Raw genomic sequence first — 26437 nt, forward strand, 5'->3', positions numbered from 1 at the left:
CGCCGCACCTGTTCATCAGGATTGGGGCCAGCGATCCCGGTAATTTCAGCCGCGGTTCAGCCTGACAACGCGCTAAGCCCTCAAAATAGCGCACAGCACGACCCACTTAGCCGTCCAACCGCCTATCGAGGTCGCACCCATGAAGAAGTTTCGATTGCCCAGCCTGTTGTTCCTGGCCCAGGCCACCACCGCACTGGCGGCCGAAGTGCCGCCAACTGATGAAAACAAAGGGTTCTGGTACGCGCAGACCAGCGTCTACACCCGGCATTTCGCGCCCGACCCTAAGCACAACAACAACCAGGACCTGATCGGCCTGGAGCGCAATGAGGCGTCAGGTTTTGTGTACGGCGCGGCGACATTTCGCAATTCGTTCAGCCAACGCGCTTACTACGCCTATGCAGGCAAGCGCTATGACATGGCCGACTATCCGGTGTATGTAAAACTCACGGGCGGGTTATTGCAGGGCTATCGCGGCGAGTACCGCGACAAGATCCCGTTGAACCGTTTCGGCGTTGCGCCGGTGATCATCCCGTCCGTGGGTGCCCACTATGGGCCGGTAGCAGCAGAGCTGGTGTTACTGGGCTTTAATGCCGCGATGGTCACCACCGGCGTGCGCTTTTAAGGGCGCGGTGCGTAGGCGAACACATCGGCGCGCATCTGGTGCGCATCCATACCCGCTTCAACCAGCGCATCCAGCGTGCCGTAGATCATCGCCGGCGAGCCACTGGCGTAGACATGCACGGCTTTAAGGTCGCTGATGTCTTCACACACCGCTTCATGCAGGAGGCCGCAACGGCCTTCCCAGCCACAGAGGTCGCTGACCACTTTGTGCAGGAACAGGTTGGGCAGTTTCAGCCACTGGTCCCAGTGCTCGATTTCGTAGAAGTCTTCCGGGCGGCGCACGCCCCAGTACAGGTGCACCGGGTGCTTGAAGCCAGAGGCGCGGCAATGCTCGATCAGGCTGTGCATCTGCGCCATGCCGGTGCCGGCGGCGATCAATACCAGCGGTCCGTCCGGCAGTTCAGCCAGGTGGGTATCGCCAAACGGCAATTCGATGCGAGCCATCTGATTACGCTGCAACTGTTCGAGCAGGTTACGCGCGCTGTCCTCACGGGCCAGCACATGCAATTCCAGCTCACGCCCGGCGTGGGGCGCCGAAGCCAAAGAAAACGCCGATTTCTCGCCATTCTCCCGCTCGATCATCAGGTATTGCCCGGCGTGGTAACGCACCGGCTTGCCGGCCGGAGCCCGCAGGCGCACGCGCCATACATCGCCACCGACTTCCACGCACTCACTCAATTGGCACGACAACTTGCGCAACGGCAACTCTCCCGGCGCCAGCACGCCATCCCACAACACAATGCAATCTTCCAGCGGCTCGGCGATGCAGGTGTAGAACTCACCATGGTCGCGCACCTCGCCGGCTTGCTGTACCCGCCCTTCTACCAGCAGCGCCGCGCACACATGGCACACGCCATTGCGACAGGCTTGCGGGCACTCGTAGCCCAGGCGGCGCGCACCTTCGAGGATCCGCTCGCCAGGGACCAGTTCCAGTACAGCGCCGGAAGGTTGCAGGGTTACACGCATCAATCTATTCCCAATTCTTTCCAGATTGCATCGACACGCGCGGTCACGGCGTCATCCTTGACGATTACCCGGCCCCATTCGCGGGTCGTTTCACCCGGCCATTTGTGGGTGGCGTCCAGGCCCATTTTCGAGCCCAGGCCTGACACTGGCGATGCGAAGTCGAGGTAGTCGATCGGCGTGTTGTCGATCATCACCGTGTCGCGCTTGGGGTCCATGCGCGTGGTGATGGCCCAGATCACGTCGTTCCAGTCCCGGGCATTGATGTCGTCGTCGGTGACAATAACGAACTTGGTGTACATGAACTGTCGCAAAAACGACCACACACCGAGCATTACCCGCTTGGCGTGGCCCGGGTACGACTTCTTCATCGTCACGATGGCCATGCGGTACGAGCAGCCTTCCGGCGGCAGGTAGAAGTCGGTGATCTCCGGGAATTGCTTCTGCAGGATCGGCACAAACACTTCGTTGAGCGCCACGCCCAGGATGGCCGGCTCATCCGGCGGACGGCCGGTGTAGGTGCTGTGGTAGATCGGTTTGATCCGATGGGTAATGCGCTCGACGGTGAACACCGGGAAGCTGTCGACTTCGTTGTAGTAGCCGGTATGGTCGCCGTAAGGGCCTTCATCGGCCATTTCGCCCGGATGAATCACGCCCTCAAGGATGATTTCGGCGGTGGCCGGCACTTGCAGGTCGTTGCCGCGGCACTTCACCAGCTCGGTACGGTTACCGCGCAGCAGGCCGGCGAAGGCATATTCAGAGAGGCTGTCGGGCACTGGCGTGACGGCGCCGAGAATGGTCGCCGGGTCAGCGCCCAGGGCCACGGAAACCGGGAACGGCTTGCCGGGGTGTTTTTCGCACCACTCACGAAAGTCCAGTGCGCCGCCACGGTGGCTCAGCCAGCGCATGATCACCTTGTTGCGGCCGATCACTTGCTGACGGTAGATGCCGAGGTTCTGGCGGTCTTTGTTCGGGCCTTTGGTGACGGTCAGTCCCCATGTGATCAGCGGGCCGACGTCGCCCGGCCAGCAGGTCTGCACGGGCAGCATGCCGAGGTCGACGTCATCGCCTTCGATGACCACTTCCTGGCACACGGCGTCTTTGACCACCTTGGGCGCCATGGCGATGATCTTGCGGAAGATCGGCAGCTTCGACCAGGCATCCTTGAGGCCCTTGGGTGGCTCGGGCTCCTTGAGGAAGGCCAGCAGCTTGCCGATCTCGCGCAGCTCGCTGACCGACTCGGCGCCCATGCCAAAGGCAACACGGTCGGGCGTGCCGAACAGGTTGCCGAGCACCGGAATATCAAAGCCGGTCGGGTTTTCGAACAGCAGCGCCGGGCCCTTGTTACGCAGGGTACGGTCGCAAATCTCAGTCATTTCCAGCACCGGGGAAATCGGCACCTGGATACGTTTCAACTCTCCGCGCTGCTCAAGTTGCTGCACGAAATCCCGAAGATCCTTGAATTTCATTAACCATGCCACTCGTAAAATAGGCGTACATCCTACCTGCTCTTACGAGCGCTGGCAGCTTATTGCACATCATTGCGGCTTACATCTGTTTGCACCGAGGCCTGGCGCAGGGTGCGGAAGAACGGCTCCAGGAACCCTTCCACATACCGCGTGCCCACGCTTGAGAGGTGGTTGTCATCGGTATACAGCGACTGGCCGCCGAGTTCGACGCGACACCACCCATTGGTGTCGCACAGCTTCGGCGCCGGGTCCAGTAGTTGAACACCTGGATCGGCCGCTGCGATCTGCTCAAAGACACCGCTGATGAAGGTTTGGCGCTGCAGGTGTTCGGCCAGGGGCAAGCCTTCGCGGTCGGTCGGGCGCCCCAACATGGCCAAACGGCTAAGCCGGTACGGCACATTGAATTCCTGCAGCGGCACTTCCTTGACCAGCCATACACGATGACCACCGGCGCGTAATTGCTGCACCAAGGTATTCAAACCCTCGCTGAATAGCTGCTCAGCCACGGCGCGGTCATATTTCCCCGTCGCCGGGTCATGGATCGACGCACCGGTATCACCGGAGCGCTGTCCATACACGTACAGGCTCCAGCGCGCCACCAGCACCACATCACTGAAGGGCTCGCGCTTGAGCAACTGCGTAACGCGCTCGTTGAACGCCCCGCACCCTGGGGTGTTTTCTTTGCGGTAGAACGGCAGGCAACCGGCGTAGCCTGCCTGGGTGATGCTGAAGTCGTACTGTTTTGAAGCATCGCTCAATGCCGGAATCAGCGCCGAGGCATGGCTGTCGCCCCAGACCAGCGCCTTGGCCGTGGCCGCCTGCGGACCAAAATGGCACAACTCACGGTGCTTGTTTTTCTTGTCGTCCGACAAGCAGTTCATAAGCGTGGGACTCCAGGTGTACGCCTGGGCAAATTGCAGCGCCTGAGGCGGCAGCCGCCACGCAAAACCATCCGACCACACCAGGCTCTTGCCGATCAGGCCGAGGCTGACGAGCGCCATGACGCCCGCGGCCAGGATTGCCCGATTGCCCGCCAACAGACGCCGCTCGCGAAAGGGCCCCTCAACGAATCGCCAGGACCCATAGCCCAGTACCAGACTCAGGAAAAACAGGCCCGCAACCTCCACAGGCGCCAGGCCGAAAATGCTGGCGTACTTGCCAAACACCAGCACCGGCCAGTGCCACAGGTACCAGGAATAGGAAATCAGCCCTACGCCCACCAGCACACGGCTACCCAACAACCGGCCTACCAGTGTGCTGTGCTGACCGTTGGCCCAAATAAGCCCGACCACACCCACTACCGGCAACAGCGCTGCAACCCCTGGAAAGGCGGTGCTGGCGTCATAACCCAGTACCGCCACCAGAATCATTCCCAGGCCAATCAAGCTGACGGTCTGCGCCAGCATCGGGCTTGCGCGCTGCGCCCGCGCCGGCATTACCGCCAGCATGGAGCCCGCCAACAACTCCCAGGCTCGCATCGGCAACAGGAAAAAGGCCTTGTCCGGTTCTCGGGACACCGCCCACACGCTGGCAGCAAATGAGGCGAGCATCAGCACAAACAAGGCACCACGCCATTGCTTGAGCCGGCTCGACAGCAGCGCCAGCAAGAGTGGAAAACCGATGTAGAACTGCTCTTCAACCGAAAGCGACCAGGTGTGCAGCATCGGCTTCATATCGGAGGCTGTATCGAAATAGCCGTCCTGACGCATAAAGAAGAGGTTGGAGATGAAGATCACTTGGTTGTGAATCGAGCGTCCCAGCTCTGAATAGTCCTTGGGCGCCATCAAAAACCAGCCAACCACCAATGACACGAACATCATGACGACCAGTGCCGGCAGGATGCGCCGGGCCCGGCGAGCCCAGAAATCGAGGAAACTGAAACGCCCGGCTTCACGCTCGCGCCAGATAATCGAAGTGATCAGGAACCCTGAAATCACAAAGAACACATCAACGCCAACAAAGCCGCCAGTGACGCCTGGAACTCCAAAATGGAACAGCACAACAGCCAGGACAGCGATGGCACGCAGGCCGTCAATGTCCCTTCGGTAAGCAAGAGCGGTCATAAATCGTAGGTCAGCCTGATTCGAATGGGAATGAGCGTAGCCGCACTCAGTTTTTTTGTTTCTTAACTGACACTATTGTCCTGCAAAGCTCTCTTTCTCAACACAAAAAAATGGCGCCCCGAAGGGCGCCGTTTTTCGGACCTGGAGCGTCGTGTTACTTACGCTTCATCGACAGGAAGAACTCGTCGTTGGTCTTGGTGGTTTTCAGCTTGTCGATCAGGAACTCGATGGCGGCGACTTCGTCCATCGGGTGCAGCAGCTTGCGCAGGATCCACATGCGCTGCAGTTCGTCGTCGGCGGTCAGCAACTCTTCGCGGCGGGTGCCGGAGCGGTTGATGTTGATCGCAGGGAACACACGCTTCTCAGCGATACGACGGTCAAGCGGCAGTTCCATGTTGCCGGTACCCTTGAACTCTTCGTAGATCACTTCGTCCATCTTCGAGCCGGTTTCAACCAGCGCGGTGGCGATAATGGTCAGCGAGCCGCCTTCTTCGATGTTCCGCGCAGCACCGAAGAAACGCTTTGGTTTCTCCAGGGCGTGGGCATCGACACCACCGGTGAGCACTTTGCCGGAGCTTGGGATCACGGTGTTGTAGGCACGGGCCAGACGGGTGATGGAGTCGAGCAGGATCACCACGTCTTTCTTGTGTTCGACCAGGCGCTTGGCCTTCTCGATCACCATTTCGGCAACCTGCACGTGGCGGGTTGGCGGCTCATCGAACGTGGAGGCAACCACTTCGCCGCGCACAGTGCGCTGCATTTCGGTTACTTCTTCCGGACGCTCATCGATCAGCAACACGATCAGGTGAACTTCCGGGTTGTTACGAGCGATGTTCGCTGCAATGTTCTGCAGCATGATGGTCTTACCGGCTTTCGGCGGTGCGACGATCAGACCGCGCTGGCCTTTACCGATCGGGGCGCACAGGTCGATGACACGACCGGTCAAGTCTTCGGTGGAACCGTTACCGGCTTCCATCTTCATGCGCACAGTCGGGAACAGCGGGGTCAGGTTCTCGAAGAGAATCTTGTTTTTCGCGTTCTCGGGACGGTCGAAGTTGATCGTGTCGACCTTGAGCAGGGCGAAATAACGCTCGCCTTCCTTAGGAGGGCGGATCTTGCCAACGATGGTGTCACCGGTGCGCAAGTTGAAGCGACGGATCTGGCTCGGCGAGACATAGATGTCGTCTGGGCCGGCAAGATAGGAAGCGTCTGCAGAGCGGAGGAAGCCGAAGCCGTCCTGGAGAATCTCCAGCACGCCATCACCGGAGATTTCCTCGCCGCTTTTCGCGTGCTTTTTGAGCAGGGAGAAAATCACGTCCTGCTTGCGCGAACGGGCCATATTTTCTATGCCCATTTCTTCGGCCAATTGGAGCAGGTCGGTAATCGGCTTTTGCTTGAGTTCAGTCAGATTCATATAGGAATGACGTAATCATTTATGGAGGGGGGAAATTAAGCTTTTGGCTTAATGAGGCCGCGCCGCGGAGAAGGCGACAGGATCGCGTACTAATCGAAAAGGAATGCGTCGGCGACGGCTTGCAGGGGGCAGTGGAGAAACCAGTGCGGGGCCGAATGTACCACCTGAGTTTCGGAGCGTCTAGCCCTGTTTCACGAAAAAGCCCCGCAATTTGCGGGGCTTTTTTGACGACGCTTAAATGTTCGCGTCGAGGAAAGCTTGCAGCTGGGACTTGGACAGCGCGCCTACTTTAGTGGCTTCGACGTTGCCGTTCTTGAACAGCATCAGGGTCGGAATACCACGCACGCCGTGCTTGGCCGGAGTCTCCTGGTTATCGTCGATGTTCAGCTTGGCAATGGTCAGCTTGCCGTCGTAGGTGGTTGCAATGTCGTCCAGAACAGGGGCGATCATTTTGCAAGGGCCGCACCATTCAGCCCAGTAGTCAACCAGGACCGGGCCTTGAGCCTTGAGTACTTGTTCCTCAAAGTTCGCGTCGGTGACGTGCTTGATAAGATCGTTGCTCATGGATGTCTCCGGATTGTAAGCAAAAAAAACGTGGCCCATCATAGCCGCCCTTCCCCCGTTCAGGAAGCCGCCTCTGATTGACTCTTGCTATGGTGACGCATGAGTTTGGGTATAGCTCAACTTACGGCGTCACGGGAGTCACGAAGGCAATGCCAGTGCGCAATGCCGCATTGCGTACGTGTTCCTGCATGGTTCTCTGGGCTTGCGCACTGGCGCGCCGCGCCAGTGCGCGCAGGATCTTGCGATGCTCCTGCCAGGTTTCCATGGCCCGTTCCGGCCGGATGAACGGTAGCTTCTGGCTCTCCAGAAACACCTCGGCGCTGGCACTCAGGATGCTCACCATCGCCTGATTACCACTGGCCAGCAGAATCCGCTGGTGAAATTCGAAGTCGAGCCGGGCGGCGGCTTCAAAGTCGCCGGCCTTGAGCACCTTGCGCATCGCCTCGACATTGTCTTCCAAGCCGTCCAACTCATCGATGCTCAACGTTACGGCCGCCAGCCCGGCGGCAAAACCCTCCAGCGCATAGCGCAACTGGAAGATATCCAGCGGTGTGGCCTGGGCGGCGAAAGGCCAGGCAAAACCCGGCGCTTCCTGCACCTCTTGCACGAACACACCCTTGCCCGGCTGCACGCTGACCACGCCCAGCGCACTCAAGGACGACAACGCCTCGCGCAGCGATGCCCGACTCACGCCCAACTGCACCGCCAGGTCGCGCTGTGAGGGCAACGCATCGCCCGCTGCAAAGCCCTGCTCCTTGATCAGTTTGCGGATGGCCTGCAGGGCCGCTTCCGGTACGGCTTGGGCGATGGAATTCATATAAAACTCATAGTTCCAGACAACTGAGCGGCTAGTTGTAAAGCTATTCGCAGCCGGCGGCAAGCCACGCCCCAAAGGGGCTCGCGGGCTTTTACCGGCGCTCGAAAAAGGTGCGAAAAGCGCACGCACTGTTCAGACCAGTAAGACCACCGCACCTCAACAAATCCCGGCCTTGCAGGCAATACCAGCAGTGATGGCATGGGCTGTGCACTGAGCAAAATCAGAAAATCCCTTCGCCCTTTTCGGAGAGTCGCCATGACCAAGCGCTACAGCGCCCTGCTCACTGCCCTGTTTGCCAGCCTGATGCTGAGCCAGGCACCCGCCCAGGCCAATGGTCTGGACGACATCGTCGCCCGTGGCACCCTCAAGGTCGCCGTGCCTCAAGACTTCCCGCCGTTCGGCTCGGTCGGTCCGGACATGAAGCCCCGCGGCCTGGACATCGACACCGCCAAGCTGCTGGCTGACCAGCTCAAGGTCAAGCTGGAGCTGACGCCGGTCAACAGCACCAACCGCATTCCATTCCTCACCACCGGCAAGGTCGACCTGGTGATTTCCAGCCTGGGCAAAAACGCCGAGCGGGAAAAAGTCATCGATTTCTCCAAGGCCTATGCGCCCTTCTACCTGGCAGTGTTTGGTCCGCCTGATGCGCCGATCAGCACCACTGACGACCTCAAGGGCAAGACCATCAGCGTGACCCGCGGCGCCATCGAAGACATCGAGTTGACCGCCGTAGCGCCCAAGGAAGCCACGATCAAGCGCTTCGAAGATAACAACTCGACCATCGCCGCCTACCTGGCCGGCCAGGTCGACCTGATCGCCAGTGGCAACGTGGTGATGGTGGCAATCAGCGAGCGCAACCCGAAACGCGTGCCGGCCCTGAAAGTGAAACTCAAAGACTCGCCGGTCTACGTGGGCGTGAACAAGAACGAGCCGGCGCTGCTGGAGAAGGTCAACCAGATCCTGGTAGCGGCCAAAGCCGATGGCAGCCTGGAGAAAAATGCGATGCAGTGGCTTAAAGAGCCGCTGCCCGCCGACCTTTAAAGCGACGGAGCTGATTCATGGCGTATCAATTTGACTTTATGCCTGTGCTCGCCAACACCGACCTGCTGTTGCGCGGTGCGCTGTTCACGCTTGAGCTGACGGCCATCGGCGCGATCCTCGGGGTGGCCCTGGGCACCGTCGGCGCCGTGGTGCGGGCGTGGAAGATCCAGCCGTTTGCGTGGTTCTTCGGTGTGTATGTCGAGTTGATCCGCAACACGCCGTTTCTGGTGCAGCTGTTCTTCATCTTCTTTGGCCTGCCCTCGCTGGGGCTGAAAATAACCGAATGGCAAGCCGCCGTGCTGGCGATGGTGATCAACCTGGGGGCCTACTCGACCGAGATCATTCGCGCCGGCATCCAGGCCATCCCTCGCGGCCAGCTGGAAGCCGCCGCCGCACTGGCAATGACGCGTTTCGAAGCGTTCCGCCACGTGGTGCTGCTGCCGGCGCTGGGCAAGGTGTGGCCGGCCCTGAGCAGCCAGATCATCATCGTGATGCTCGGCTCGGCCGTGTGTTCGCAGATCGCCACCGAAGAGCTGAGCTTTGCCGCCAACTTTATTCAGTCGCGTAACTTCCGCGCCTTTGAAACCTACGCACTGACCACGCTGGTGTACCTGTGCATGGCGTTGATGATTCGCCAGTTGCTCAACTGGATTGGCCGGCGGTTTGTGATGAGGAACAGCCGATGAGTGATTTTTCGTTCTGGGACATCGTGCGCAACCTGGCTGTTGGCCTGCAATGGACCCTGCTGCTGTCGCTGGTGGCGTTTGTCGGCGGCGGCCTGATCGGTTTGCTGGTGATGACCATGCGCATCAGCCGCAAAGCCTTCGCGCGCAATGTTGCGCGCACCTATATCGAACTGTTTCAGGGCACGCCGCTGTTGATGCAGCTGTTCCTGGTGTTTTTCGGCATTGCCCTGCTGGGTGTGGATATTTCGCCCTGGCTGGCAGCGGCAATCGCGTTGACCCTGTTTACCAGCGCCTACCTGGCCGAGATCTGGCGCGGCTGCGTTGAATCCATCGCCCATGGGCAATGGGAAGCGTCGGCCAGCCTGGCGCTCAACCCGCTTGAACAACTGCGCTACGTGATCCTGCCCCAAGCGCTGCGGATTGCCGTGGCACCCACCGTGGGTTTCTCGGTGCAGGTGGTCAAAGGCACCGCCGTGACGTCGATCATCGGCTTTACCGAACTGGCCAAGACCGGCGGCATGCTCGCCAACGCCACCTTCGAACCCTTTATGGTCTACGGCCTGGTGGCCCTCGGTTACTTCCTGCTCTGCTACCCCTTGTCCCTCAGTGCCCGCTACCTGGAAAGGAGACTGCATGCCTCTGCTTAGAATTTCCGCCCTGCATAAGTATTACGGCGATCACCACGTACTCAAGGGCATCGACCTGACCGTGGAAGAGGGCCAGGTGGTGGCGATCATCGGCCGCAGCGGCTCGGGCAAGTCCACCTTGCTGCGTACCCTCAATGGCCTGGAATCGATCAACGACGGTGTGATCGAAGTCGATGGCGAATACCTCGATGCCGCGCGCGCCGACCTGCGCAGCCTGCGACAGAAAGTCGGCATGGTGTTCCAGCAGTTCAACCTGTTCCCGCACCTGACGGTGGGCGAAAACGTCATGCTCGCACCGCAAGTGGTGCAGAAAGTGCCCAAGGCCAAAGCCGCACAGCTTGCCAGGCAGATGCTGGAGCGCGTCGGGCTGGGCGAGAAGTTCGACGCCTTCCCGGATCGCCTGTCCGGTGGCCAGCAACAGCGCGTCGCCATTGCGCGTGCAATGGCCATGTCACCCAAGGTGCTGCTGTGCGACGAAATCACCTCGGCCCTGGACCCTGAACTGGTCAATGAAGTGCTCAGCGTGGTGCGTCAACTGGCCAACGACGGCATGACCCTGATCATGGTGACCCACGAAATGCGCTTCGCCCGGGAAGTCGGCGACAAACTGGTGTTCATGCACCAAGGCAAAGTGCATGAGGTGGGCGACCCCAAGACACTGTTCGCCAACCCAAAAACGCCGGAATTCGCCAACTTCATTGGCTCAGTGGAACAACCGGGCTGACCAGTTCGAAACTGCCCTGCCCTTCAAGGTGCGTCTCGCTACGCACCTGGAAGGCATCGGCAGCCAGGTCGGTGTCGATATCGACCTGAGCCGTGAATTGACGCCCTGCCCTCGGCCCCCCGGCCACTCGCGCTATCAACGTCTGGCCGGGCAACAGGTGCCCGCTGACCGTCTCGCCGGCTGAGTGCGCGGGCGCCCAGCCGACGGCTTGCCCATCTAAACGCGCGTGTTTGAGGTTCAGGCGCAAACGCCCCTGGCGCCCAAAACGAAAGCTCTCGCCATCGGCCGCCACGCCGACAAAACGCAACGCGATTGCCGCGGGCTCAGCACACAGTACATTCACGCTCAACGAGCGAGTGCCGAGCGCCATGGACGTGCTTTCAACAAGCGCCTCCCTGCGAATAGCGCCGTAGTCTATGCGCGGCTGGCTCACCGATAACCGGCAATTTTCCGCCCGGGCATCAGGCGTCGCGAGCAGTGCGCAGAGCATTACCAACGGCACACTTTTAAGCTTAACGGCCATGGCACACCGCCGAGGTGGTTTCATAGAACTTGTCATTGTCGGGTTGGCTCTTGAGGTCAATGCGTAGCAGGCAGGTAGAAGCGTCCGGCAATGAAACACGCAGGCTTTGCGCCTCATTGACGTCATTGAGGAACACCATGCCCTCGCCCACCACGCTGGTCACGAAGCGATCGCCCGTGCCGAACACCGAGGCGCCTTGAGGCAATGGCCGGCCATGCTGATCCTTTGCGGTGAGCAAAATACGGCGCACTTTCACCACATCGAAATCCACGGCATTGAAGGATCCACGGCCCGCCGTGAGCACCTGCGTGCCGTTTTTCAGGTCGACGCGCCTGGGCAAGGACGGGGTCTGCACCTCAACCCGGCTGTTGGTATAAGCCGGCAGGCCTGCGATCACGGCTTGCCCGCTGAAATCGGTCCACACCGGGCCTTGGGGGGTCTGGACTTTTGCCGCGCCGATATCCCCGACAGAGACGATGCCGAAGGTGTCCTGCACGGGGTAAGGCGAAAAGGTCAGCCCGCCTGCGTGAGCCACCACGCCGCCTTGCAACTGCCCGGTGTAACTGGTGCCCTGCGGGTCGCGGCTGACACCCAGGCCGACCCGGGTATAACGAGGCAGCAGGTCCACCTGCCCGCGCACCGATGCCTGCCGGGCCTTGAGGTCGCGCTCGACGCCCACTTCGTAATTCACATACTCGTTGACCCGTTCACTGAGCGACGTGCCGGCGGTGAACTGATCACCGCGACGACTGGTGTAACTGTGCACACGACGCTCCCCACCCAATGGCACGCTGACCTGTAACCGCACGGACAAATCGTTGTCCAGCGCCCGTTCGCGCCGGTTGCCGGCACGCGTGACGTCACGATCAGACCGAGTGCCGCCCACTTGCGAGTCGGCAATCAACGCGACATCGGCGCGGCTGAATGACTTGTTCCACGAGGTGAACACATGCTCGCTCGTTCGCCCGTCAAATTGGGCGCTGCGGGTATAACCCAGCGAGAACACCCCCAGCGTGGGGTCGGCCCAGCTCATGCCTGCCGTGTACTGGTTCTTGAAGCGCGAACCCAATTCGTCGGGCCGGGAGACGCGGCCGGCTTCAGTGACCTCACGATAACCCTGGGTCTGGGTGGTCGCACTGAGGTTGACGTCAACATTGGGCAGCACCGGGCTGCTCACGGAGACGCTGCTGCGCGACCCGGACACTGCGTTTTTGCTGTCTCGCGACAAGTTGTGACGCGCCCCCACGGAAACCCGCTGCACAAACACGCTGTTCAGGGTGCCGCCCGCCGACCCATAGTCATCGGCGCTCAACAAGCCAAAGCCCGCCGACGAGTCGCGCCCCAGCCCCCATGTGCCGCTGGCCATGGCGACCCGCGGTGATGGCCCCTCTTCGAGGGTGTTTTTGCGCAACTTGCCAACCGAGAAATAATAACCAGGCGCCGCCGGGCCAGCCCCCGCGAACGACGCCGCCGGCACCACGAAGCTGCGCCTGACACCGCGCACATCGATCACGCTGACGTCCAGGTCACTGGTGTCATTGAGCAGCGGCAACCCCGCAAGCCTGAACCGGCCTTCAGGCACCAACGTGCTGTAGATCAACGCACCGGACTGGCGCACTTCAACCCGCGACTGGCTCTGGGCGAGCCCTTCAACCACCGCATGGTTGCCGCCCGCCGCGGCACGCGATTGGCCATCGGGGTAAAACTGCAGCCCAGACAACTGGACCCCGCCAAACAACGGGTTATGGCTGGAGATCTGGCCGACCTGGAACGTCGACTGCAACGCAGCAATATCCCGCTGGGCAAACGCGTAAAGGTGTTCGGTGCGTGTCTTGCCGTTGTCGGACACATAGAACTGGCGGCTGCGGACCACCCAATCGTCAAGGTTGAAGCCTGCCTCGGTGTAGGCCGAGATGAACCGGCTGGGCCCACTGCGCGAATGACTGTCCAGACCCAGCACGTCATAGTTGAACAGCGCGGCTGCGCCGCCCGTGGAAAAGGGCCCGGCCTCCCACTGCGGCGCACGCAATGACTGGGTCGGCACAACCAGCGTCACTTCCTCGGTACCGGGGCGCAACCTCAGCATTGTGGTCGGGAACGCAGCGAGAAAGTCATGACAGGCCGCGTCCGGTGTAGCGCCTTCGTGGAGGATGTCGCGCGGCTTTACCAGCCCGGCCTTTTCCAGCAGCCCAGGCGTAAAACACAATCGACCCTCGTGATCGAAACGTGCATCTACCAGCCCAAGCGGGTTTCCATTGACCCGCAGGCCCACCACGTGGACGCCTTCACGAAAGCGCGCTGCACTGCGAAAGTAGTCGGAGACCTTGGGGTCAATACCGTGGGTCGTCAGTGCCGCGAGGTCAAAGCCCTCTCCCAGCTCCAGCGCAGAAACAACGCCGGGCAAGCTCCAAAGGGCTGCAAAACCCATGATCAAGGTGGGCCTGCCGGGCCTAAAAAATGCCGCAATGCGGTGACTCGAAGGGTTAATCATCGGCCGATCAACCCTCATCGGTAAGGATCGGGGCGCGGTAGTTTTCTACCGAAAACCCATAGACCGTGGCGGGCTGGATCTGGACCTCGGCCACACCGTCCAGTGGGCCATCGACCTCTGCGGTCAATGCTTCACCCGGCAAAAGGTAAGCGCGCGGCAGTGTGGCCGAGGCGCCTTGTGGAAGCAGGCGCACCTCCGGCGCCAGGCGCACCACATAGGCACTGTCGTTATGGACCGTGAGGCCCTGCCCGGTCCGCTTCCACTTCAACAACTCCCAGGGGGTTGTGTGCCGAGGCAAACCTTTGGGGTGCAGGATCAGCGGCAAATTCTGCCGAAGGGTGATACCGATGGTCGCACCGCCCGCCGTGCGCGCCTGGGGGATGCCCTCGAACGACACACGCTTGAGGCGTTGGGTCTTGAGCGGCTCACCCTGGGTGCTGATAAAACGCACCAACTGCGTGTCGCCCGCCTCCACTCGTGTGATGGGCGGTGTAACGATCAACAGCAGTTGCGGGTCCTCGGGCACGTTCTCCACCACCGAGTGAAGCAACGCCGGCCCGGCATCGGTGTTCTTGATGTTTATTGTGGCCTCGCCCTCTTCCTCATAAAGCACCACAACCGTTGTTTCCGGAAGCATGCCGTCCGCCAGGGCAACATCGGTAAAAAATCCACAGGCACCTGCACTCCAAAACAACATAAAACTTATTATTGAAAACCCACGCACTCGACGTTCCCCGCAACCGACAAAGTTGACCCTGGGCAGTTAAACGCCCACAAAAAAACAGCCAACCAGAAAGTGTCAGTTTCTTGATTGGCTGTTTTGCGCTGTTTAGATGTAACTCAATACCAGTGTGGCGCGCCCATCAAGGGAGACATCGCGACTCAAGTCCAGATCCTGCGCCCGGTTGATGACCGCCTTCACCGCAAGAGTGCCGGTCAACTGGTTGATAGAGGCCGGCGTAAAGGTGGTGCTATTGCGCCACGAATACTGGGCAGGTGATTGAGCAACTTTGCCATCGCTGGTGAGCCAAACGCCGGTGCCATTACGCAGGATGGGGTACAGCGCCACGCCGGCAGAACGTAGGTCCCTGAGCGTGACCGAATAGCCACCGGTTCGCCGAGTCCCTACAGAACCCAGACCAAAATTCTGCGCCTCGGTAAAGCCTGGACCCAGGACACCCGGCACTTTGCTGCCCGCCTGCAGGTCGGTGAAGGAGATTCCGAACCTCGCCGGCGTCGTGCCGCAATTGACCACCAGGGAAGTGGTCTTCTCTTCGCGGGTGTTGAACGCGGTCTGGGATAATTCGCCGGAGCGAATCGTGCCGTAGTCGATGATGCCGCTGCCGGCGAGGCTGAGGTTACAGGCAGCGGGAGTAATCGTGCCCCTGACGACCAATTGGGCACTGGTGGTCGCCTGAGCGTTGAGGGTTGCAGCCAGGCAGGCGATACCGAGAGTCAAACCAACAATTGTTTTCATTTTTGTCCTGTCACTACGAAGTTAACAGGCATTGTTTATTCGCGTCCTGGCGAATCCATCGCCCAACCACTTATCTTCCCGGACATACATAACGATAAATAAATAACACCCAGGCAACATTGCCGAGTGACAGTCTGCTGCTTTGGTACCTCATTAAAAAATCGGACAACACATCAGTTATTGTCGGAGTGATGAAAATAAATAGTGGCTCACAGTTAATAACAAGGTAGTCCATAACAAAACAAACTAAGAGAACAGCGACTCAATCATTGTAGGCAAATTCAGAATCCGCCTTGAAAACCACAAACGTCAAAATGCCTACATCATTGAATGGCTTATTCGTCGCATGCTTACGAAACCGGCCTACATTTCCCACATGAATTCCCCACAGACAGCATCACGCAAATTACTGAAGCACAACGCGTTGGCGCCAGCGTTCGATCGTGGCACGATGGTCAGGTTATCGACCGAGACCCCCAAACCATGCCGCAATCCCAAGCCAAGAATCTGTCCTTGATCGCCGCTATCGACCTGGGCTCCAACAGCTTTCACATGGTCGTGGCCAAGGCCCAGAACGGCGAAATCCGCATCCTTGAGCGGCTCGGCGAAAAAGTGCAACTGGCTGCCGGGATCGACGACGAGCGCCAGCTCAATGAAGAATCCATGCAGCGCGGGCTCGATTGCCTCAAGCGCTTTGCCCAACTGATCAACGGCATGCCCCTGGGCGCTGTGCGAATCGTTGGCACCAACGCCTTGCGCGAAGCCCGCAACCGCGGCGAGTTCATCCGCCGCGCCGAAGCAATCCTTGGGCATCCGGTAGAGGTTATTTCGGGCCGCGAAGAAGCGCGCCTGATCTACCTCGGCGTCTCCCACACCCTGGCCGACACCCCGGGCAAACGCCTGGTGGCGGACATCGGCGGCGGCAGTACCGAATTCATCATCGGCCAGCGTTTCGAACCGCTGCTGCGCGAAAGCCTGCAGATGGGTTGCGTCAGTTATACCCAGCGTTATTTCAAGGACGGCAAGATCACCCCGGCGCGCTATGCCCAGGCCTACACCGCGGCGCGTCTGGAAATCATGAGCATCGAACACGCCCTGCATCGCTTGACCTGGGATGAAGCCATCGGCTCGTCCGGCACCATCCGCGCGATCGGCCTGGCCCTCAAAGCCGGCGGCCATGGCACCGGTGAGGTCAACGCCGAAGGCCTGGCCTGGCTCAAGCGCAAACTGTTCAAGCTGGGCGACGCAGAGAAAATCGACTTTGACGGCATCAAGCCTGATCGGCGCACCATTTTCCCGGCCGGCCTGGCGATTCTCGAGGCGATTTTCGACGCCCTCGAACTGCAACGCATGGACCACTGCGACGGCGCGCTGCGCGAAGGCGTGCTCTATGACCTGCTGGGCCGCCATCACCATGAAGACGTGCGTGAACGCACCCTCAGCTCGTTGATGGAGCGTTATCACGTCGACCTGGAACAAGCCGCGCGCGTGGAGCGCAAGGCCCTGCATGCCTTCGACCAGGTGGCCGAGGACTGGGACCTGGCAGACGGCGTGTGGCGCGAGCTGCTCGGCTGGGCAGCCAAGGTGCATGAAGTGGGCCTGGACATCGCCCACTACCATTACCACAAGCATGGCGCCTACCTGATCGAGCACTCGGACCTCGCCGGTTTCTCGCGCGAAGACCAACAGATGCTCGCCCTGCTGGTGCGTGGCCATCGCCGCAACATTCCCAAGGACAAGTTTGCCGACTTCGGCAGCGAAGGCAGCAAGCTGATTCGCCTGTGCGTGCTGCTGCGCTTTGCGATCCTGTTCCACCACATTCGCGGCACCCAGGAAATGCCCCAGGTTACCCTGCGCGCCCACGGCGACAGCCTGGATGTGGTGTTCCCCAAAGGCTGGCTGGATGAAAACCAGCTGACCCAGGCGGATTTTGCCCAGGAAGCGGAATGGCTGACGCGGGTGGGGTTCAGCCTGAACCTGCGCTGAGCCGATCTAAAGAACACTGCAAAAACACATGTGGGAGGGGGCTTGCCCCCGATGGCGGAGGACCAGTCAATGAATCTGTTGACTGACACTCCTTCATCGGGGGCAAGCCCCCTCCCACATTTTAAGAGCGCGTTGGCTTTAGTTCACCGCAAGAATCGGGCTACCCAGCTTTTCCAGCAACGTCGCCTGCGCACTGCGCGGGTTCTGGTTGCCGGTCGGCGTGTTGCGCACGTAGCGGCCGTCCGACTGCAGGCTCCAGCTGTGGGTGTTGTCAGTGAGGTAGCTTTCCAGCTCTTTCTTGACGCGCATGATCAGCTTCTTGCCTTCCACCGGGAAGCAGGTCTCTACACGCTTATCGAGGTTGCGCTCCATCCAGTCGGCACTGGAGAGGAACATCTGCTCTTCGCCGCCGTTGAGGAAGTAGAACACCCGCGTGTGCTCCAGGAAGCGCCCGATGATCGATCGCACGTGGATGTTATGCGAAACCCCGGCGATGCCCGGACGCAGGCAGCACATGCCACGCACCACCAAGTCGATGCGCACGCCGGACTGGCTGGCCTTGTACAGCGCGCGGATGATCTTCGGATCGGTCAGCGAGTTGAACTTGGCGATGATGTGCGCCGGTTTGCCGTCGAGGGCGAACTGGGTCTCGCGGGCAATCATGTCGAGCATGCCCTTTTTGAGCGTGAACGGCGCGTGCAGCAGCTTCTTCATGCGCAAGGTCTTGCCCATGCCGATCAACTGGCTGAACAACTTGCCGACGTCTTCACACAACGCGTCGTCGGAGGTCAGCAGGCTGTAGTCGGTGTAGAGCTTGGCGTTGCCGGCGTGGTAGTTGCCAGTGCCCAAGTGCGCGTAACGCACAATCTCGCCGGCTTCGCGGCGCAGGATCAGCATCATCTTGGCGTGGGTCTTGAAACCGACCACGCCGTAGATCACCACGGCACCGGCCGCTTGCAGGCGGCTGGCCAGTTGCAGGTTGGACTCTTCGTCGAAGCGCGCACGCAACTCGATCACCGCGGTGACTTCCTTGCCGTTTCGCGCGGCATCTACCAGTGCGTCGACGATTTCCGAGTTGGCGCCGGAACGGTACAGCGTCTGGCGCACAGCCAGAACATGCGGGTCCTTGGCGGCCTGGCGCAGCAGGTCGACCACCGGGGTGAACGACTCGAACGGGTGCAGCAGCAGAATGTCCTGCTTGCTCACCACGCTGAAGATGTTCTCGCTGTTTTGCAGCAATTTCGGGATCTGCGGCGTGAACGGCGTGTATTGCAGCTCCGGGTGGCTGTCCAGACCGGTGATGCTGAACAGGCGCGTCAGGTTGACCGGGCCATTGACCTGGTACAACTCGGACTCGGCCAGGTTGAACTGCTTGAGCAGGTAGTCCGACAGGTGTTTAGGGCAGGTGTCTGCCACTTCCAGACGCACCGCGTCGCCGTAGCGGCGCGAGAACAGCTCACCGCGCAGGGCGCGGGCCAAGTCTTCGACGTCTTCGGAGTCCAGCGCCAGGTCGGCGTTACGGGTCAGGCGGAACTGGTAGCAGCCCTTTACCTTCATGCCCTGGAACAGGTCATCGGCGTGCGCGTGGATCATCGACGACAGGAATACATAGTTGTCGCCAGCGCCCCCCACCTCTTCCGGTACCTTGATGATTCGTGGCAACAGACGCGGCGCCGGGATGATCGCCAGGCCCGAATCGCGGCCGAAGGCGTCGATGCCTTCCAGTTCGACGATGAAGTTCAGGCTCTTGTTCACCAGCAGCGGGAACGGGTGCGTCGGGTCCAGACCAATCGGGGTGATGATCGGCGAAATTTCGTCTCGGAAGTAACGGCGCACCCAGGTCTTGATCTTGGTGGTCCAGTGCCGGCGACGAATGAAGCGGACCTGATGTTTTTCCAGCTCCGGCAACAGGATGTCGTTGAGGATCGCGTATTGGCGGTCCACGTGGCCGTGCACCAGCTCGCTGATGCGCGCCAGGGCCTGGTGCGGCTGCAGGCCGTCGGCGCCCGCTTGTTCGCGGGCGAAGGTGATTTGCTTCTTGAGGCCGGCGACGCGGATCTCGAAGAACTCGTCCAGGTTGCTGGAGAAAATCAGCAGGAATTTCAGCCGTTCCAGCAGCGGATAGGACTCATCCAGCGCCTGCTCGAGCACGCGGATGTTGAATTGCAGTTGTGACAGCTCGCGGTGGATGTACAGGCTGCTGTCATCCAGGTTGGTCACCGCGACCACCGGCGCCGGCGCGGGGGCCTCGGCCACCACGGCAGGCGGTGCGGGCTCCAGCTCCGGCGGCGTTTCGGTGACTTGTTCCACCACCGGGTGAGCGTCTTTTACGGCAACTTCTGAGAGTCCTTCGGTATTCATTGAGTGTTCCTGTGAGGGCTATTGTTGCTCTCTAAGCAATTGGGCGGCGCGGGCGGCGAAGTAGGTCAGAATGCCATCAGCGCCGGCACGTTTAAAGGCAGTCAGGGATTCGAGGATCACCGCTTCACTCAACCAACCATTCTGGATCGCGGCCATGTGCATCGCGTATTCACCGCTGACCTGATAGACAAAGGTCGGCACCTTGAATTCCTCTTTGACCCGATAAAGGATGTCCAGGTACGGCATCCCTGGCTTGACCATCACCATGTCGGCGCCCTCAGCCAGATCCGCCGCGACTTCGTGCAGGGCTTCCTGGCTGTTGGCCGGGTCCATCTGGTACGAAGCCTTGTTGGCCTTGCCCAGATTCAGTGCCGAGCCCACCGCATCGCGGAAAGGCCCGTAATAGGCGCTGGCGTACTTGGCCGAGTAGGCCATGATCCGCACATTGACGTGACCGGCCAGCTCCAGGGCTTCGCGAATCGCCTGGATGCGACCGTCCATCATGTCCGACGGTGCGACGACCTGGGCGCCAGCGGCTGCGTGGGACAACGCCTGTTTGACCAGCGCATCGACGGTAATGTCGTTTTGAACATAGCCGTCTTCGTCAAGAATGCCATCCTGGCCGTGGGTGGTGAACGGGTCCAGCGCCACGTCGGCGATCACCCCCAGCTGCGGGAAACGCTCGCGCAACGCGCGGGTGGCACGCTGGGCAATGCCTTGCGGGTTCCAGGCTTGCGCAGCGTCAAGAGACTTGAGTTCAGACGGCGTCACTGGAAACAGCGCCAGCGCCGGAATTCCGAGTTCCACCCAGTTCGCCGCCTCGATCAGCAGCTGATCAATGGTCAAACGCTCCACACCCGGCATCGATGCCACGGCTTCCCGACGGTTTTCACCGTCCAGCACAAACACCGGCAAGATCAGATCGTTCGTCGTCAGCACGTTTTCACGCACCAGGCGGCGAGAAAAATCATCACGGCGATTGCGGCGCAGGCGGGTAGCAGGGAACAGGCGATTGGCAGGGGTAAAGCTCACGACAGACTCCTGAGCCCGTGTTTACGGGCGAGCGTTGCAGTTATAAGCGGCCATTATGACGAAGGAATGACAGTTGTGCTTATCGATGCGACCTGCAGTCGCATTCGTCGCATATGTAGGAATTGTTCACTTCGTGACACATCTCGATACTTTCATGAATGTTCACGAAGGCGTAGGCTGCGCGTTCATTTCGCCAGCACCCCAGACCATGCTTCAACAATTTCTGCATGACTTCGGCTACTTTGCGCTCTTCCTGGGCACGTTCTTCGAAGGCGAAACCATTCTGGTTCTCGCAGGCTTCCTGGCGTTCCGTGGATACATGGATATCAACCTGGTGGTGGTCGTTGCCTTCTTTGGCAGCTATGCCGGTGACCAGCTGTGGTACTTCCTGGGGCGCAAGCATGGCCGCAAACTGTTGGCGCGCAAGCCGCGCTGGCAATTGATGGGCGACAAAGCGCTGGAACACATCCGCAAGCATCCGGATATCTGGGTGTTGAGCTTTCGGTTCGTCTACGGGCTGCGCACCGTGATGCCGGTGGCGATTGGCTTGTCCGGCTACCCGCCTTTGCGCTACCTGCTGCTCAACGGCATTGGCGCGGCGGTGTGGGCGGCGGCGCTGGGCGCTGCGGCTTATCATTTTGGCGCGGTGCTGGAAGGCATGCTCGGCAGCATCAAGAAATATGAGCTGTGGGTGCTGGGCGCGCTGCTGTTGCTGGGCCTGGGCCTGTGGCTGCGCCGCCGCTTCAAGAACGCGCGCATTGCCCGCCAGGCCTGCGAAGATGCCAAGGCCCGGCTGGCCGCAGAGCAACTCGCCGAGCCCGCCAAGGTCGACGCGCCTAAGACGCCAATCGAGTAAGCCGGTCTCTGCAGCAGTAGAGACCCATCACGCTGAGCAAGCTGTAACTCACCAGGCCCAGCCAGCCCAAATTGCTGGCCGGCCACAGCCCCACCACCGGCGCCAGCCATACCAACGGTACATTCAGCCCCAGGCGCACCAGCTCAGCTTTCAGGGCCCAGGGGCGATTTTCCAACGCCACGCCCAGCGTGAACAACCCTGACGCCATCGCGCTCCAGCCCAGGATCAACGCCGCCGTGGGCAGCCCTTCGCCGGCATTCATCAGATAGCTGCCAAACCCCACATATGCCGCAAATTGCAGGGCAACGTAGATTTGCTGGCGTGCGTCCAGCGGCACTTCGAATTTGCGGAACTGGCTCAAATCGGGCTTGGCCAGCGGGTATTTGGCTTTGACATCCGCCGGGCGCCACCCGGTGCGCATGAACCAGATGCGCAGCTTGTCCCACCAGCTCTCGGTACGCCGCGCATCACTCCACAACTGCGCATAAAACTGCAGGTTGGCCCACAGCGGGTTCCAACTGGCCAAGGGCGTGGTCACGCCAAAGATCACCGGCTCGTTGTCGTCTTCTTCCTGGAAGCTGCCGAACAGCCGGTCCCAAATAATGAACACGCCGCCATAGTTGCGATCCATGTAAAGAGCGTTCTGTGCATGGTGAGCCCGATGATTGGACGGTGTGACGAAGAACCATTCGAACCAGCCAAGCTTGGGCACGTGGCGGGTGTGCACCCAGAACTGATACAGAAGATTGAGCGAGGCCACGCTGATAAACACCACCAGCGGCACGCCCACCACGGCCAGGGGCAGGTAGAAAATCCAGCTCAGCAAGAAGCCGGTACTGGTCTGGCGCAGGGCGGTGGTGAGGTTGTAGTCCTCGCTCTGGTGATGCACCGAGTGCGCGGCCCACAGGATGTTGCGCTCATGCCCGCAGCGATGCAGCCAGTAGTAGCAGAAGTCATAGAACACAAAGGCGAATACCCAGGTCCACACGCTCTGGGCCGAGAGTTCGATCAGGGCCAGGTGCTTGAGGGCGAAGGCGTAGGTCAGCAGCCCGACGCCTTTTGTCAGCAAGCCCGTGGTGGTGGACAGCACGCCCGTGCTGAGGCTGTTGATGGCGTCGGCCACCCGATAGTTGCGCTCGCCGCGCCAGCGGTCGGCCAGCAGCTCAACCACGATCAAGGCGATGAAAAACGGTACCGCGTAAGGCACGAAGTCCATGGGCTAGTCCGGTCTGTTTTTGTTACATCAAGATTAGGTGTAGCGGCGCGAGATCCCATTGGCAACAGGTGACAAATTAGTAGACATTTAACGCCATGAAATAGGGAGAAATACTCATGAGCAAAAAGATTGCAGTGATCCTTTCCGGCTGTGGCGTGTACGACGGCGCAGAGATCCACGAAAGCGTGATCACCTTGCTGCGCCTGGACCAGCGGGGCGCCCAGGTGCAATGTTTTGCGCCGGATATCGCGCAACATCACGTGATCAACCACCTCACCGGCGAAGAGATGCCCGAGTCGCGTAACGTGCTGGTGGAGTCGGCGCGGATTGCCCGGGGTGACGTGAAAGATATTCGAGAGGCCCGCGCCGAAGACTTTGATGCGCTGATCGTGCCCGGCGGGTTTGGCGCGGCGAAGAACCTGTCGAACTTTGCCGTGGAAGGCGCAGGTTGCAGCGTCAATCCGCAGGTGCTGGCGCTGGCGGAAGCCTTCGCCGAAGCGAGCAAGCCGGTGGGGCTGATCTGCATTTCGCCGGCACTGGCCGCGAAAATCTACGGCCCCGGCGTGACCTGCACCATCGGCAACGATGCCGACACCGCCGCTGCCCTCGACAAGATGGGCGCCACCCACCGCGACTGCACAGTGGAAGACATCGTCGAGGACACCCCGCGCAAACTGGTGAGCACCCCGGCCTACATGCTTGGCAAGAACATCAGCGAAGTGGCCTCAGGTATCAACAAACTCGTGGATCGGGTATTGGAATTGACTCACGAGGATGATTGATCGCCTCCCGAACACTTAAGGGTGGCTAGCCCACCTATTGTGGCGGGCAAGCTCTTCGTGGCGAGCAGGGCTTATTGTGGCGAGCGGGCTTGCCCCGCGTTGGGCTGCGCAGCAGCCCCAATTCAGGCGACGCGGTCAGTCAGTTAATCTGCGGCGCGCAGTTTTGGGGCGGCTTCGCCCCCCAACGCAGGGCAAGCCCGCTCACCACAGGAACACCGCCCGCCAACGTCAGGCCTCGCGCATTAGCTTGGTCAATATCCTGTCCAGCGCATTGGCAAACGCCTGCTTATCCTTTTCCCCATGGGGCGGCGGCCCTCCGCCCATCTGGCCCTGCTCGCGCAGATCAGTAAACAGGTTACGCACCGCCAGCCGTTCGCTCATGTTTGCCGGGCTGAACTCCTTACCGCGTGGGTCAAGGGCCGTGACGCCCTTCTTCACCAGCCGGTCGGCCAAGGGCACGTCGCTGCAAATCACCAGCTCACCGGGCACGGCGTGTTCCACCAGGTAGTCATCCGCCGCATCCGGGCCGCTGGGTACCACGATCAACTTCACACACGCAAAGCTCGGTTTGATCTGGCTTTGCCCCGCCACCAACACCACCTCGAACTGGCGCTTGAGGGCGAATTTCACCACTTGGTCCTTGGCCGCCCGTGGGCAAGCATCCGCATCGATCCACACGCGCATGGTCAGGCTGCCACGCGGCGTTTTTCTGCCAGGCGGCTGCGGCCGTACAGCACCACAATCGCCAGGATCGCCACGGCCTGCGCACTCAACGAATACGCGTCGGCGTGGATGCCCAGCCAGTCGAAGTCAAAGAACGCCACCGGCCGTGTGCCGAAGATGCCGGCTTCCTGCAAGGCCTTCACGCCATGGCCGGCGAACACCACCGACAGCGCGCACAGCAGCGCTGCGTTGATGCCGAAGAACAACGCCAAGGGCAGCTTCGCCGAGCCGCGCAGGATCACCCACGCCAGGCCCACCAGCAGCACCAGCGCCGTGGCGCCACCGGCCAGCACCGCGTTGTGCCCGGCAGGGCCGGCTTGCAGCCACAGGGTTTCGTAGAACAGGATCACTTCGAACAGCTCGCGGTACACCGAGAAGAACGCCAGCATCGCAAAGCCGAAGCGGCCGCCGCCGCCCACCAGGCTGCTCTTGATGTAATCCTGCCAGGCCGCCGCGTGGCGTCGGTCGTGCATCCACACGCCCAACCACAGCACCATCACGCTGGCGAACAGTGCCGTGCAGCCCTCAAGCAATTCGCGCTGGGCGCCGCTGACGTCAATCACATACGCCGCCAATGCCCACGTCGCCAGCCCGGCCAACAGCGCCAGGCCCCAACCGACGTTGACGCTGCGCACCGCCGATTGCTGGCCGGTGTTACGCAGGAAAGCCAGAATCGCCGCCAGCACCAGGATCGCTTCCAGACCTTCACGCAACAGAATCAGGAGGCCGGAGATGTAGCTCAACGACCAGCTCAAGCCATCGCTGCCCAGCAGACCGGCAGATTCAGTGAGTTTGCCCTTGGCCACGTCCAGACGCTGTTGCACCTGCTCGATCGGCAGGCCGTCCTGCAATGACTGCCGGTAGGCCATCAGGGCTTTCTCGGTGTCCTTGCGCACGTTGGCATCGACGTTGTCCAACGAGCTTTCTACCAGCTCAAACCCTTCCAGGTAGGCGGCTACCGACAAGTCGTAGGCCTGTTCGTGATCACCGTTACGGAACGCGGCGAGGCTCTTGTCCAGCGTGGTCGCGGTGTAATCGAGCAACTGTGCCGGGCCACGCTTGACCTGCGGCGGCTGCGCACGTTGGGCGCGGAACGTCGCGGCGGCGGCCGGGCCGTTTGCGGCCAGCACTTCATTGGGGGTCTGGCGGGCCAGGTCGGCAAGGTTGAAGGGTTGTTCGCTGTTTGCCGCAGCCGGGTCAGCAGTGAAACCGGCGATGTAGGTCGCCAGGTCCCAGCGTTGACGGTCATCGAGTTGGTCGGCGAAAGACGGCATGTCAGTGCCCTCGACGCCCAGGCCGAGTGTGTTGTAGATCGCGTAAAGGCTCAGGCGGTCCAGGCGCGCGGCGTCACGCAGGTTCGCGGGCGGCGGCGTCATGCCGGTGCTGGCCGGGCCATCACCGGCGCCCGCAGTGCCGTGGCACACCGAGCAGTGCTGGGCATAGAGCGGTGCGCCGCGCGTGGGGTCTGGTGTGATCGCCGGAGCCTGGCTGACTTCGTACGCCACTGCCAACTTGGCACCCAATTGACGGGCCTGGTGGGCGACGATCGTGCCCTCTTCACGCGCGGTCACCGCCGCCAGCAATTCATTGACGCCCTTTATCAAATCGGCGCGTTCGGGCTTCTCGGGTAAATCCGCTACCAGGCCCTGCAATACCCCAAGAAACTCCACCTGCTCGCGGTATTCGGATTCATCCACGACCGTGCCCGCGTCCACCGTCGGCGGGTAGTCGGCCCCGATGTAATCGAGCAGATGCAAGGCTTGAGGCGCGCCCTCGGCAGTGGCCGCCAACAGATTAAAGCTGCACGACATCAGCGCCGGCAGCATCAGCCAGGCGAGAAAACGGTAAAGGGCAGTCATGAATGAATCTCAAAGGGAAATGCGAAGTAACACATTGTTTAACGTTAAGGGGTTTGACTCAAGACGTCAGTGATAAGGCGATGGAAATATCGCTGTCGGCATGATGGCAATCGCACAAATAA

The 26437-nt window shown here is 60.7% G+C and carries 23 protein-coding genes; 8 read left to right on the forward strand and 15 right to left on the reverse strand.

The window, feature by feature from the left end; all coding sequences use genetic code 11:
- The first annotated feature begins 139 nt into the window (after window positions 1–139).
- A complete protein-coding gene (locus AACW30_RS01545) occupies window positions 140–622 on the forward strand; it encodes a sn-glycerol-3-phosphate transporter (RefSeq protein WP_200622334.1) in 483 nt (160 codons plus the stop codon).
- Here the strand turns inward: AACW30_RS01545 and AACW30_RS01550 are convergent.
- The 6 genes from AACW30_RS01550 to AACW30_RS01575 form a co-directional block, all read right to left on the reverse strand.
- Window positions 619–1587 (reverse strand): CDP-6-deoxy-delta-3,4-glucoseen reductase, encoded by a 969-nt coding sequence (locus AACW30_RS01550; RefSeq protein WP_179676497.1) that lies wholly within the window; start codon window positions 1585–1587, stop codon window positions 619–621. The genes AACW30_RS01545 and AACW30_RS01550 overlap by 4 nt on opposite strands.
- Complete coding sequence (gene ubiD, locus AACW30_RS01555) at window positions 1587–3053, reverse strand: 4-hydroxy-3-polyprenylbenzoate decarboxylase (protein WP_106575787.1); 1467 nt, start codon at window positions 3051–3053, stop codon at window positions 1587–1589. Before ubiD ends, AACW30_RS01550 begins: the two co-directional genes overlap by 1 nt.
- 59 nt (window positions 3054–3112) lie before the next feature.
- Window positions 3113–5116, reverse strand: a complete 2004-nt coding sequence (locus tag AACW30_RS01560; RefSeq protein WP_124418719.1) for an acyltransferase family protein — start codon at window positions 5114–5116, stop codon at window positions 3113–3115.
- Between the two features lie 154 nt (window positions 5117–5270).
- Window positions 5271–6530: a transcription termination factor Rho gene (gene rho, locus AACW30_RS01565; RefSeq protein ID WP_003176825.1), complete on the reverse strand. Its 1260-nt coding sequence runs from the start codon at window positions 6528–6530 to the stop codon at window positions 5271–5273.
- A gap of 234 nt (window positions 6531–6764) precedes the next feature.
- Window positions 6765–7094 (reverse strand): thioredoxin TrxA, encoded by a 330-nt coding sequence (trxA, locus tag AACW30_RS01570; RefSeq protein WP_106575789.1) that lies wholly within the window; start codon window positions 7092–7094, stop codon window positions 6765–6767.
- 121 nt (window positions 7095–7215) lie between these two features.
- Complete coding sequence (locus AACW30_RS01575; RefSeq protein WP_106575790.1) at window positions 7216–7911, reverse strand: FadR/GntR family transcriptional regulator; 696 nt, start codon at window positions 7909–7911, stop codon at window positions 7216–7218.
- Between the two features lie 255 nt (window positions 7912–8166).
- Here AACW30_RS01575 and AACW30_RS01580 point away from each other — a divergent pair, with 255 nt between their 5' ends.
- Genes AACW30_RS01580 through AACW30_RS01595 form a run of 4 tightly spaced genes read left to right on the forward strand, consistent with a single transcriptional unit; the run spans window position 8167 to window position 11009 of the window.
- On the forward strand, window positions 8167–8952 hold the full coding sequence (locus AACW30_RS01580) for a transporter substrate-binding domain-containing protein (RefSeq protein WP_106575791.1): 786 nt from the start codon (window positions 8167–8169) through the stop codon (window positions 8950–8952).
- Window positions 8953–8969: 17 nt separating this feature from the next.
- Window positions 8970–9638: an amino acid ABC transporter permease gene (locus AACW30_RS01585; protein ID WP_064454658.1), complete on the forward strand. Its 669-nt coding sequence runs from the start codon at window positions 8970–8972 to the stop codon at window positions 9636–9638.
- Window positions 9635–10285 (forward strand): amino acid ABC transporter permease, encoded by a 651-nt coding sequence (locus tag AACW30_RS01590; RefSeq protein ID WP_200622336.1) that lies wholly within the window; start codon window positions 9635–9637, stop codon window positions 10283–10285. Before AACW30_RS01585 ends, AACW30_RS01590 begins: the two co-directional genes overlap by 4 nt.
- Window positions 10272–11009, forward strand: a complete 738-nt coding sequence (locus tag AACW30_RS01595; RefSeq protein WP_200622338.1) for an amino acid ABC transporter ATP-binding protein — start codon at window positions 10272–10274, stop codon at window positions 11007–11009. The genes AACW30_RS01590 and AACW30_RS01595 overlap by 14 nt, the downstream gene beginning before the upstream one ends.
- On the opposite strand, the gene AACW30_RS01600 is transcribed toward AACW30_RS01595, so the two are convergent.
- From AACW30_RS01600 to AACW30_RS01615, 4 genes are all read right to left on the reverse strand, one after another.
- Window positions 10981–11532 (reverse strand): hypothetical protein, encoded by a 552-nt coding sequence (locus AACW30_RS01600; RefSeq protein ID WP_106575794.1) that lies wholly within the window; start codon window positions 11530–11532, stop codon window positions 10981–10983. The genes AACW30_RS01595 and AACW30_RS01600 overlap by 29 nt on opposite strands.
- Window positions 11522–13960: a fimbria/pilus outer membrane usher protein gene (locus tag AACW30_RS01605; RefSeq protein WP_234452430.1), complete on the reverse strand. Its 2439-nt coding sequence runs from the start codon at window positions 13958–13960 to the stop codon at window positions 11522–11524. Before AACW30_RS01605 ends, AACW30_RS01600 begins: the two co-directional genes overlap by 11 nt.
- A 70-nt stretch (window positions 13961–14030) precedes the next feature.
- A complete protein-coding gene (locus tag AACW30_RS01610) occupies window positions 14031–14720 on the reverse strand; it encodes a fimbria/pilus chaperone family protein (protein WP_200622348.1) in 690 nt (229 codons plus the stop codon).
- Between the two features lie 132 nt (window positions 14721–14852).
- Window positions 14853–15500, reverse strand: a complete 648-nt coding sequence (locus AACW30_RS01615; RefSeq protein ID WP_106575797.1) for a DUF1120 domain-containing protein — start codon at window positions 15498–15500, stop codon at window positions 14853–14855.
- A gap of 483 nt (window positions 15501–15983) precedes the next feature.
- On the opposite strand from AACW30_RS01615, the gene ppx reads away from it, so the two are divergent.
- A complete protein-coding gene (gene ppx / locus AACW30_RS01620; RefSeq protein ID WP_106576072.1) occupies window positions 15984–17486 on the forward strand; it encodes an exopolyphosphatase in 1503 nt (500 codons plus the stop codon).
- Window positions 17487–17624: 138 nt separating this feature from the next.
- On the opposite strand, the gene ppk1 is transcribed toward ppx, so the two are convergent.
- Together ppk1 and hemB are read right to left on the reverse strand one after the other, a co-directional pair.
- A complete protein-coding gene (gene ppk1 / locus AACW30_RS01625; RefSeq protein ID WP_106575798.1) occupies window positions 17625–19847 on the reverse strand; it encodes a polyphosphate kinase 1 in 2223 nt (740 codons plus the stop codon).
- Window positions 19848–19865: 18 nt separating this feature from the next.
- A complete protein-coding gene (hemB, locus tag AACW30_RS01630) occupies window positions 19866–20879 on the reverse strand; it encodes a porphobilinogen synthase (protein WP_200622350.1) in 1014 nt (337 codons plus the stop codon).
- A 208-nt stretch (window positions 20880–21087) separates the two neighbouring features.
- Here hemB and AACW30_RS01635 point away from each other — a divergent pair, with 208 nt between their 5' ends.
- A complete protein-coding gene (locus tag AACW30_RS01635; RefSeq protein ID WP_106576073.1) occupies window positions 21088–21735 on the forward strand; it encodes a DedA family protein in 648 nt (215 codons plus the stop codon).
- Here AACW30_RS01635 and AACW30_RS01640 read toward each other — a convergent pair.
- On the reverse strand, window positions 21716–22951 hold the full coding sequence (locus tag AACW30_RS01640) for a sterol desaturase family protein (protein ID WP_106575800.1): 1236 nt from the start codon (window positions 22949–22951) through the stop codon (window positions 21716–21718). The two genes, AACW30_RS01635 and AACW30_RS01640, sit on opposite strands and share 20 nt — an antisense overlap.
- Window positions 22952–23067: 116 nt before the next feature.
- Between AACW30_RS01640 and elbB the strand changes: the two genes are divergently transcribed.
- Window positions 23068–23733 carry an isoprenoid biosynthesis glyoxalase ElbB gene (elbB, locus tag AACW30_RS01645; protein ID WP_119737287.1) on the forward strand — a complete coding sequence of 222 codons (666 nt, stop codon included), beginning with the start codon at window positions 23068–23070 and terminating at the stop codon, window positions 23731–23733.
- Window positions 23734–23961: 228 nt separating this feature from the next.
- On the opposite strand, the gene AACW30_RS01650 is transcribed toward elbB, so the two are convergent.
- Window positions 23962–24417: a YaiI/YqxD family protein gene (locus tag AACW30_RS01650; RefSeq protein ID WP_101273534.1), complete on the reverse strand. Its 456-nt coding sequence runs from the start codon at window positions 24415–24417 to the stop codon at window positions 23962–23964.
- Between the two features lie 2 nt (window positions 24418–24419).
- Window positions 24420–26315 carry an FTR1 family protein gene (locus AACW30_RS01655; RefSeq protein WP_200622352.1) on the reverse strand — a complete coding sequence of 632 codons (1896 nt, stop codon included), beginning with the start codon at window positions 26313–26315 and terminating at the stop codon, window positions 24420–24422.
- Window positions 26316–26437: the final 122 nt, after the last annotated feature.

Origin of the sequence: Pseudomonas sp. MF6747, assembly GCF_963890955.1 — a bacterium.
In the GTDB taxonomy this organism is placed as follows: Bacteria; Pseudomonadota; Gammaproteobacteria; order Pseudomonadales; family Pseudomonadaceae; genus Aquipseudomonas.

Bases quoted from the DNA above. Each gene is read 5' to 3' on its own strand.
- AACW30_RS01545 (WP_200622334.1), top strand. From the start codon at position 140: ATGAAGAAGTTTCGATTGCCCAGCCTGTTGTTCCTGGCCCAGGCCACC.
- AACW30_RS01550 (WP_179676497.1), bottom strand. From the start codon at position 1,587: ATGCGTGTAACCCTGCAACCTTCCGGCGCTGTACTGGAACTGGTCCCT.
- ubiD (WP_106575787.1), bottom strand. From the start codon at position 3,053: ATGAAATTCAAGGATCTTCGGGATTTCGTGCAGCAACTTGAGCAGCGC.
- AACW30_RS01560 (WP_124418719.1), bottom strand. From the start codon at position 5,116: ATGACCGCTCTTGCTTACCGAAGGGACATTGACGGCCTGCGTGCCATC.
- rho (WP_003176825.1), bottom strand. From the start codon at position 6,530: ATGAATCTGACTGAACTCAAGCAAAAGCCGATTACCGACCTGCTCCAA.
- trxA (WP_106575789.1), bottom strand. From the start codon at position 7,094: ATGAGCAACGATCTTATCAAGCACGTCACCGACGCGAACTTTGAGGAA.
- AACW30_RS01575 (WP_106575790.1), bottom strand. From the start codon at position 7,911: ATGAATTCCATCGCCCAAGCCGTACCGGAAGCGGCCCTGCAGGCCATC.
- AACW30_RS01580 (WP_106575791.1), top strand. From the start codon at position 8,167: ATGACCAAGCGCTACAGCGCCCTGCTCACTGCCCTGTTTGCCAGCCTG.
- AACW30_RS01585 (WP_064454658.1), top strand. From the start codon at position 8,970: ATGGCGTATCAATTTGACTTTATGCCTGTGCTCGCCAACACCGACCTG.
- AACW30_RS01590 (WP_200622336.1), top strand. From the start codon at position 9,635: ATGAGTGATTTTTCGTTCTGGGACATCGTGCGCAACCTGGCTGTTGGC.
- AACW30_RS01595 (WP_200622338.1), top strand. From the start codon at position 10,272: ATGCCTCTGCTTAGAATTTCCGCCCTGCATAAGTATTACGGCGATCAC.
- AACW30_RS01600 (WP_106575794.1), bottom strand. From the start codon at position 11,532: ATGGCCGTTAAGCTTAAAAGTGTGCCGTTGGTAATGCTCTGCGCACTG.
- AACW30_RS01605 (WP_234452430.1), bottom strand. From the start codon at position 13,960: ATGGGTTTTGCAGCCCTTTGGAGCTTGCCCGGCGTTGTTTCTGCGCTG.
- AACW30_RS01610 (WP_200622348.1), bottom strand. From the start codon at position 14,720: ATGTTGTTTTGGAGTGCAGGTGCCTGTGGATTTTTTACCGATGTTGCC.
- AACW30_RS01615 (WP_106575797.1), bottom strand. From the start codon at position 15,500: ATGAAAACAATTGTTGGTTTGACTCTCGGTATCGCCTGCCTGGCTGCA.
- ppx (WP_106576072.1), top strand. From the start codon at position 15,984: ATGCCGCAATCCCAAGCCAAGAATCTGTCCTTGATCGCCGCTATCGAC.
- ppk1 (WP_106575798.1), bottom strand. From the start codon at position 19,847: ATGAATACCGAAGGACTCTCAGAAGTTGCCGTAAAAGACGCTCACCCG.
- AACW30_RS01635 (WP_106576073.1), top strand. From the start codon at position 21,088: ATGCTTCAACAATTTCTGCATGACTTCGGCTACTTTGCGCTCTTCCTG.
- AACW30_RS01640 (WP_106575800.1), bottom strand. From the start codon at position 22,951: ATGGACTTCGTGCCTTACGCGGTACCGTTTTTCATCGCCTTGATCGTG.
- elbB (WP_119737287.1), top strand. From the start codon at position 23,068: ATGAGCAAAAAGATTGCAGTGATCCTTTCCGGCTGTGGCGTGTACGAC.
- AACW30_RS01650 (WP_101273534.1), bottom strand. From the start codon at position 24,417: ATGCGCGTGTGGATCGATGCGGATGCTTGCCCACGGGCGGCCAAGGAC.
- AACW30_RS01655 (WP_200622352.1), bottom strand. From the start codon at position 26,315: ATGACTGCCCTTTACCGTTTTCTCGCCTGGCTGATGCTGCCGGCGCTG.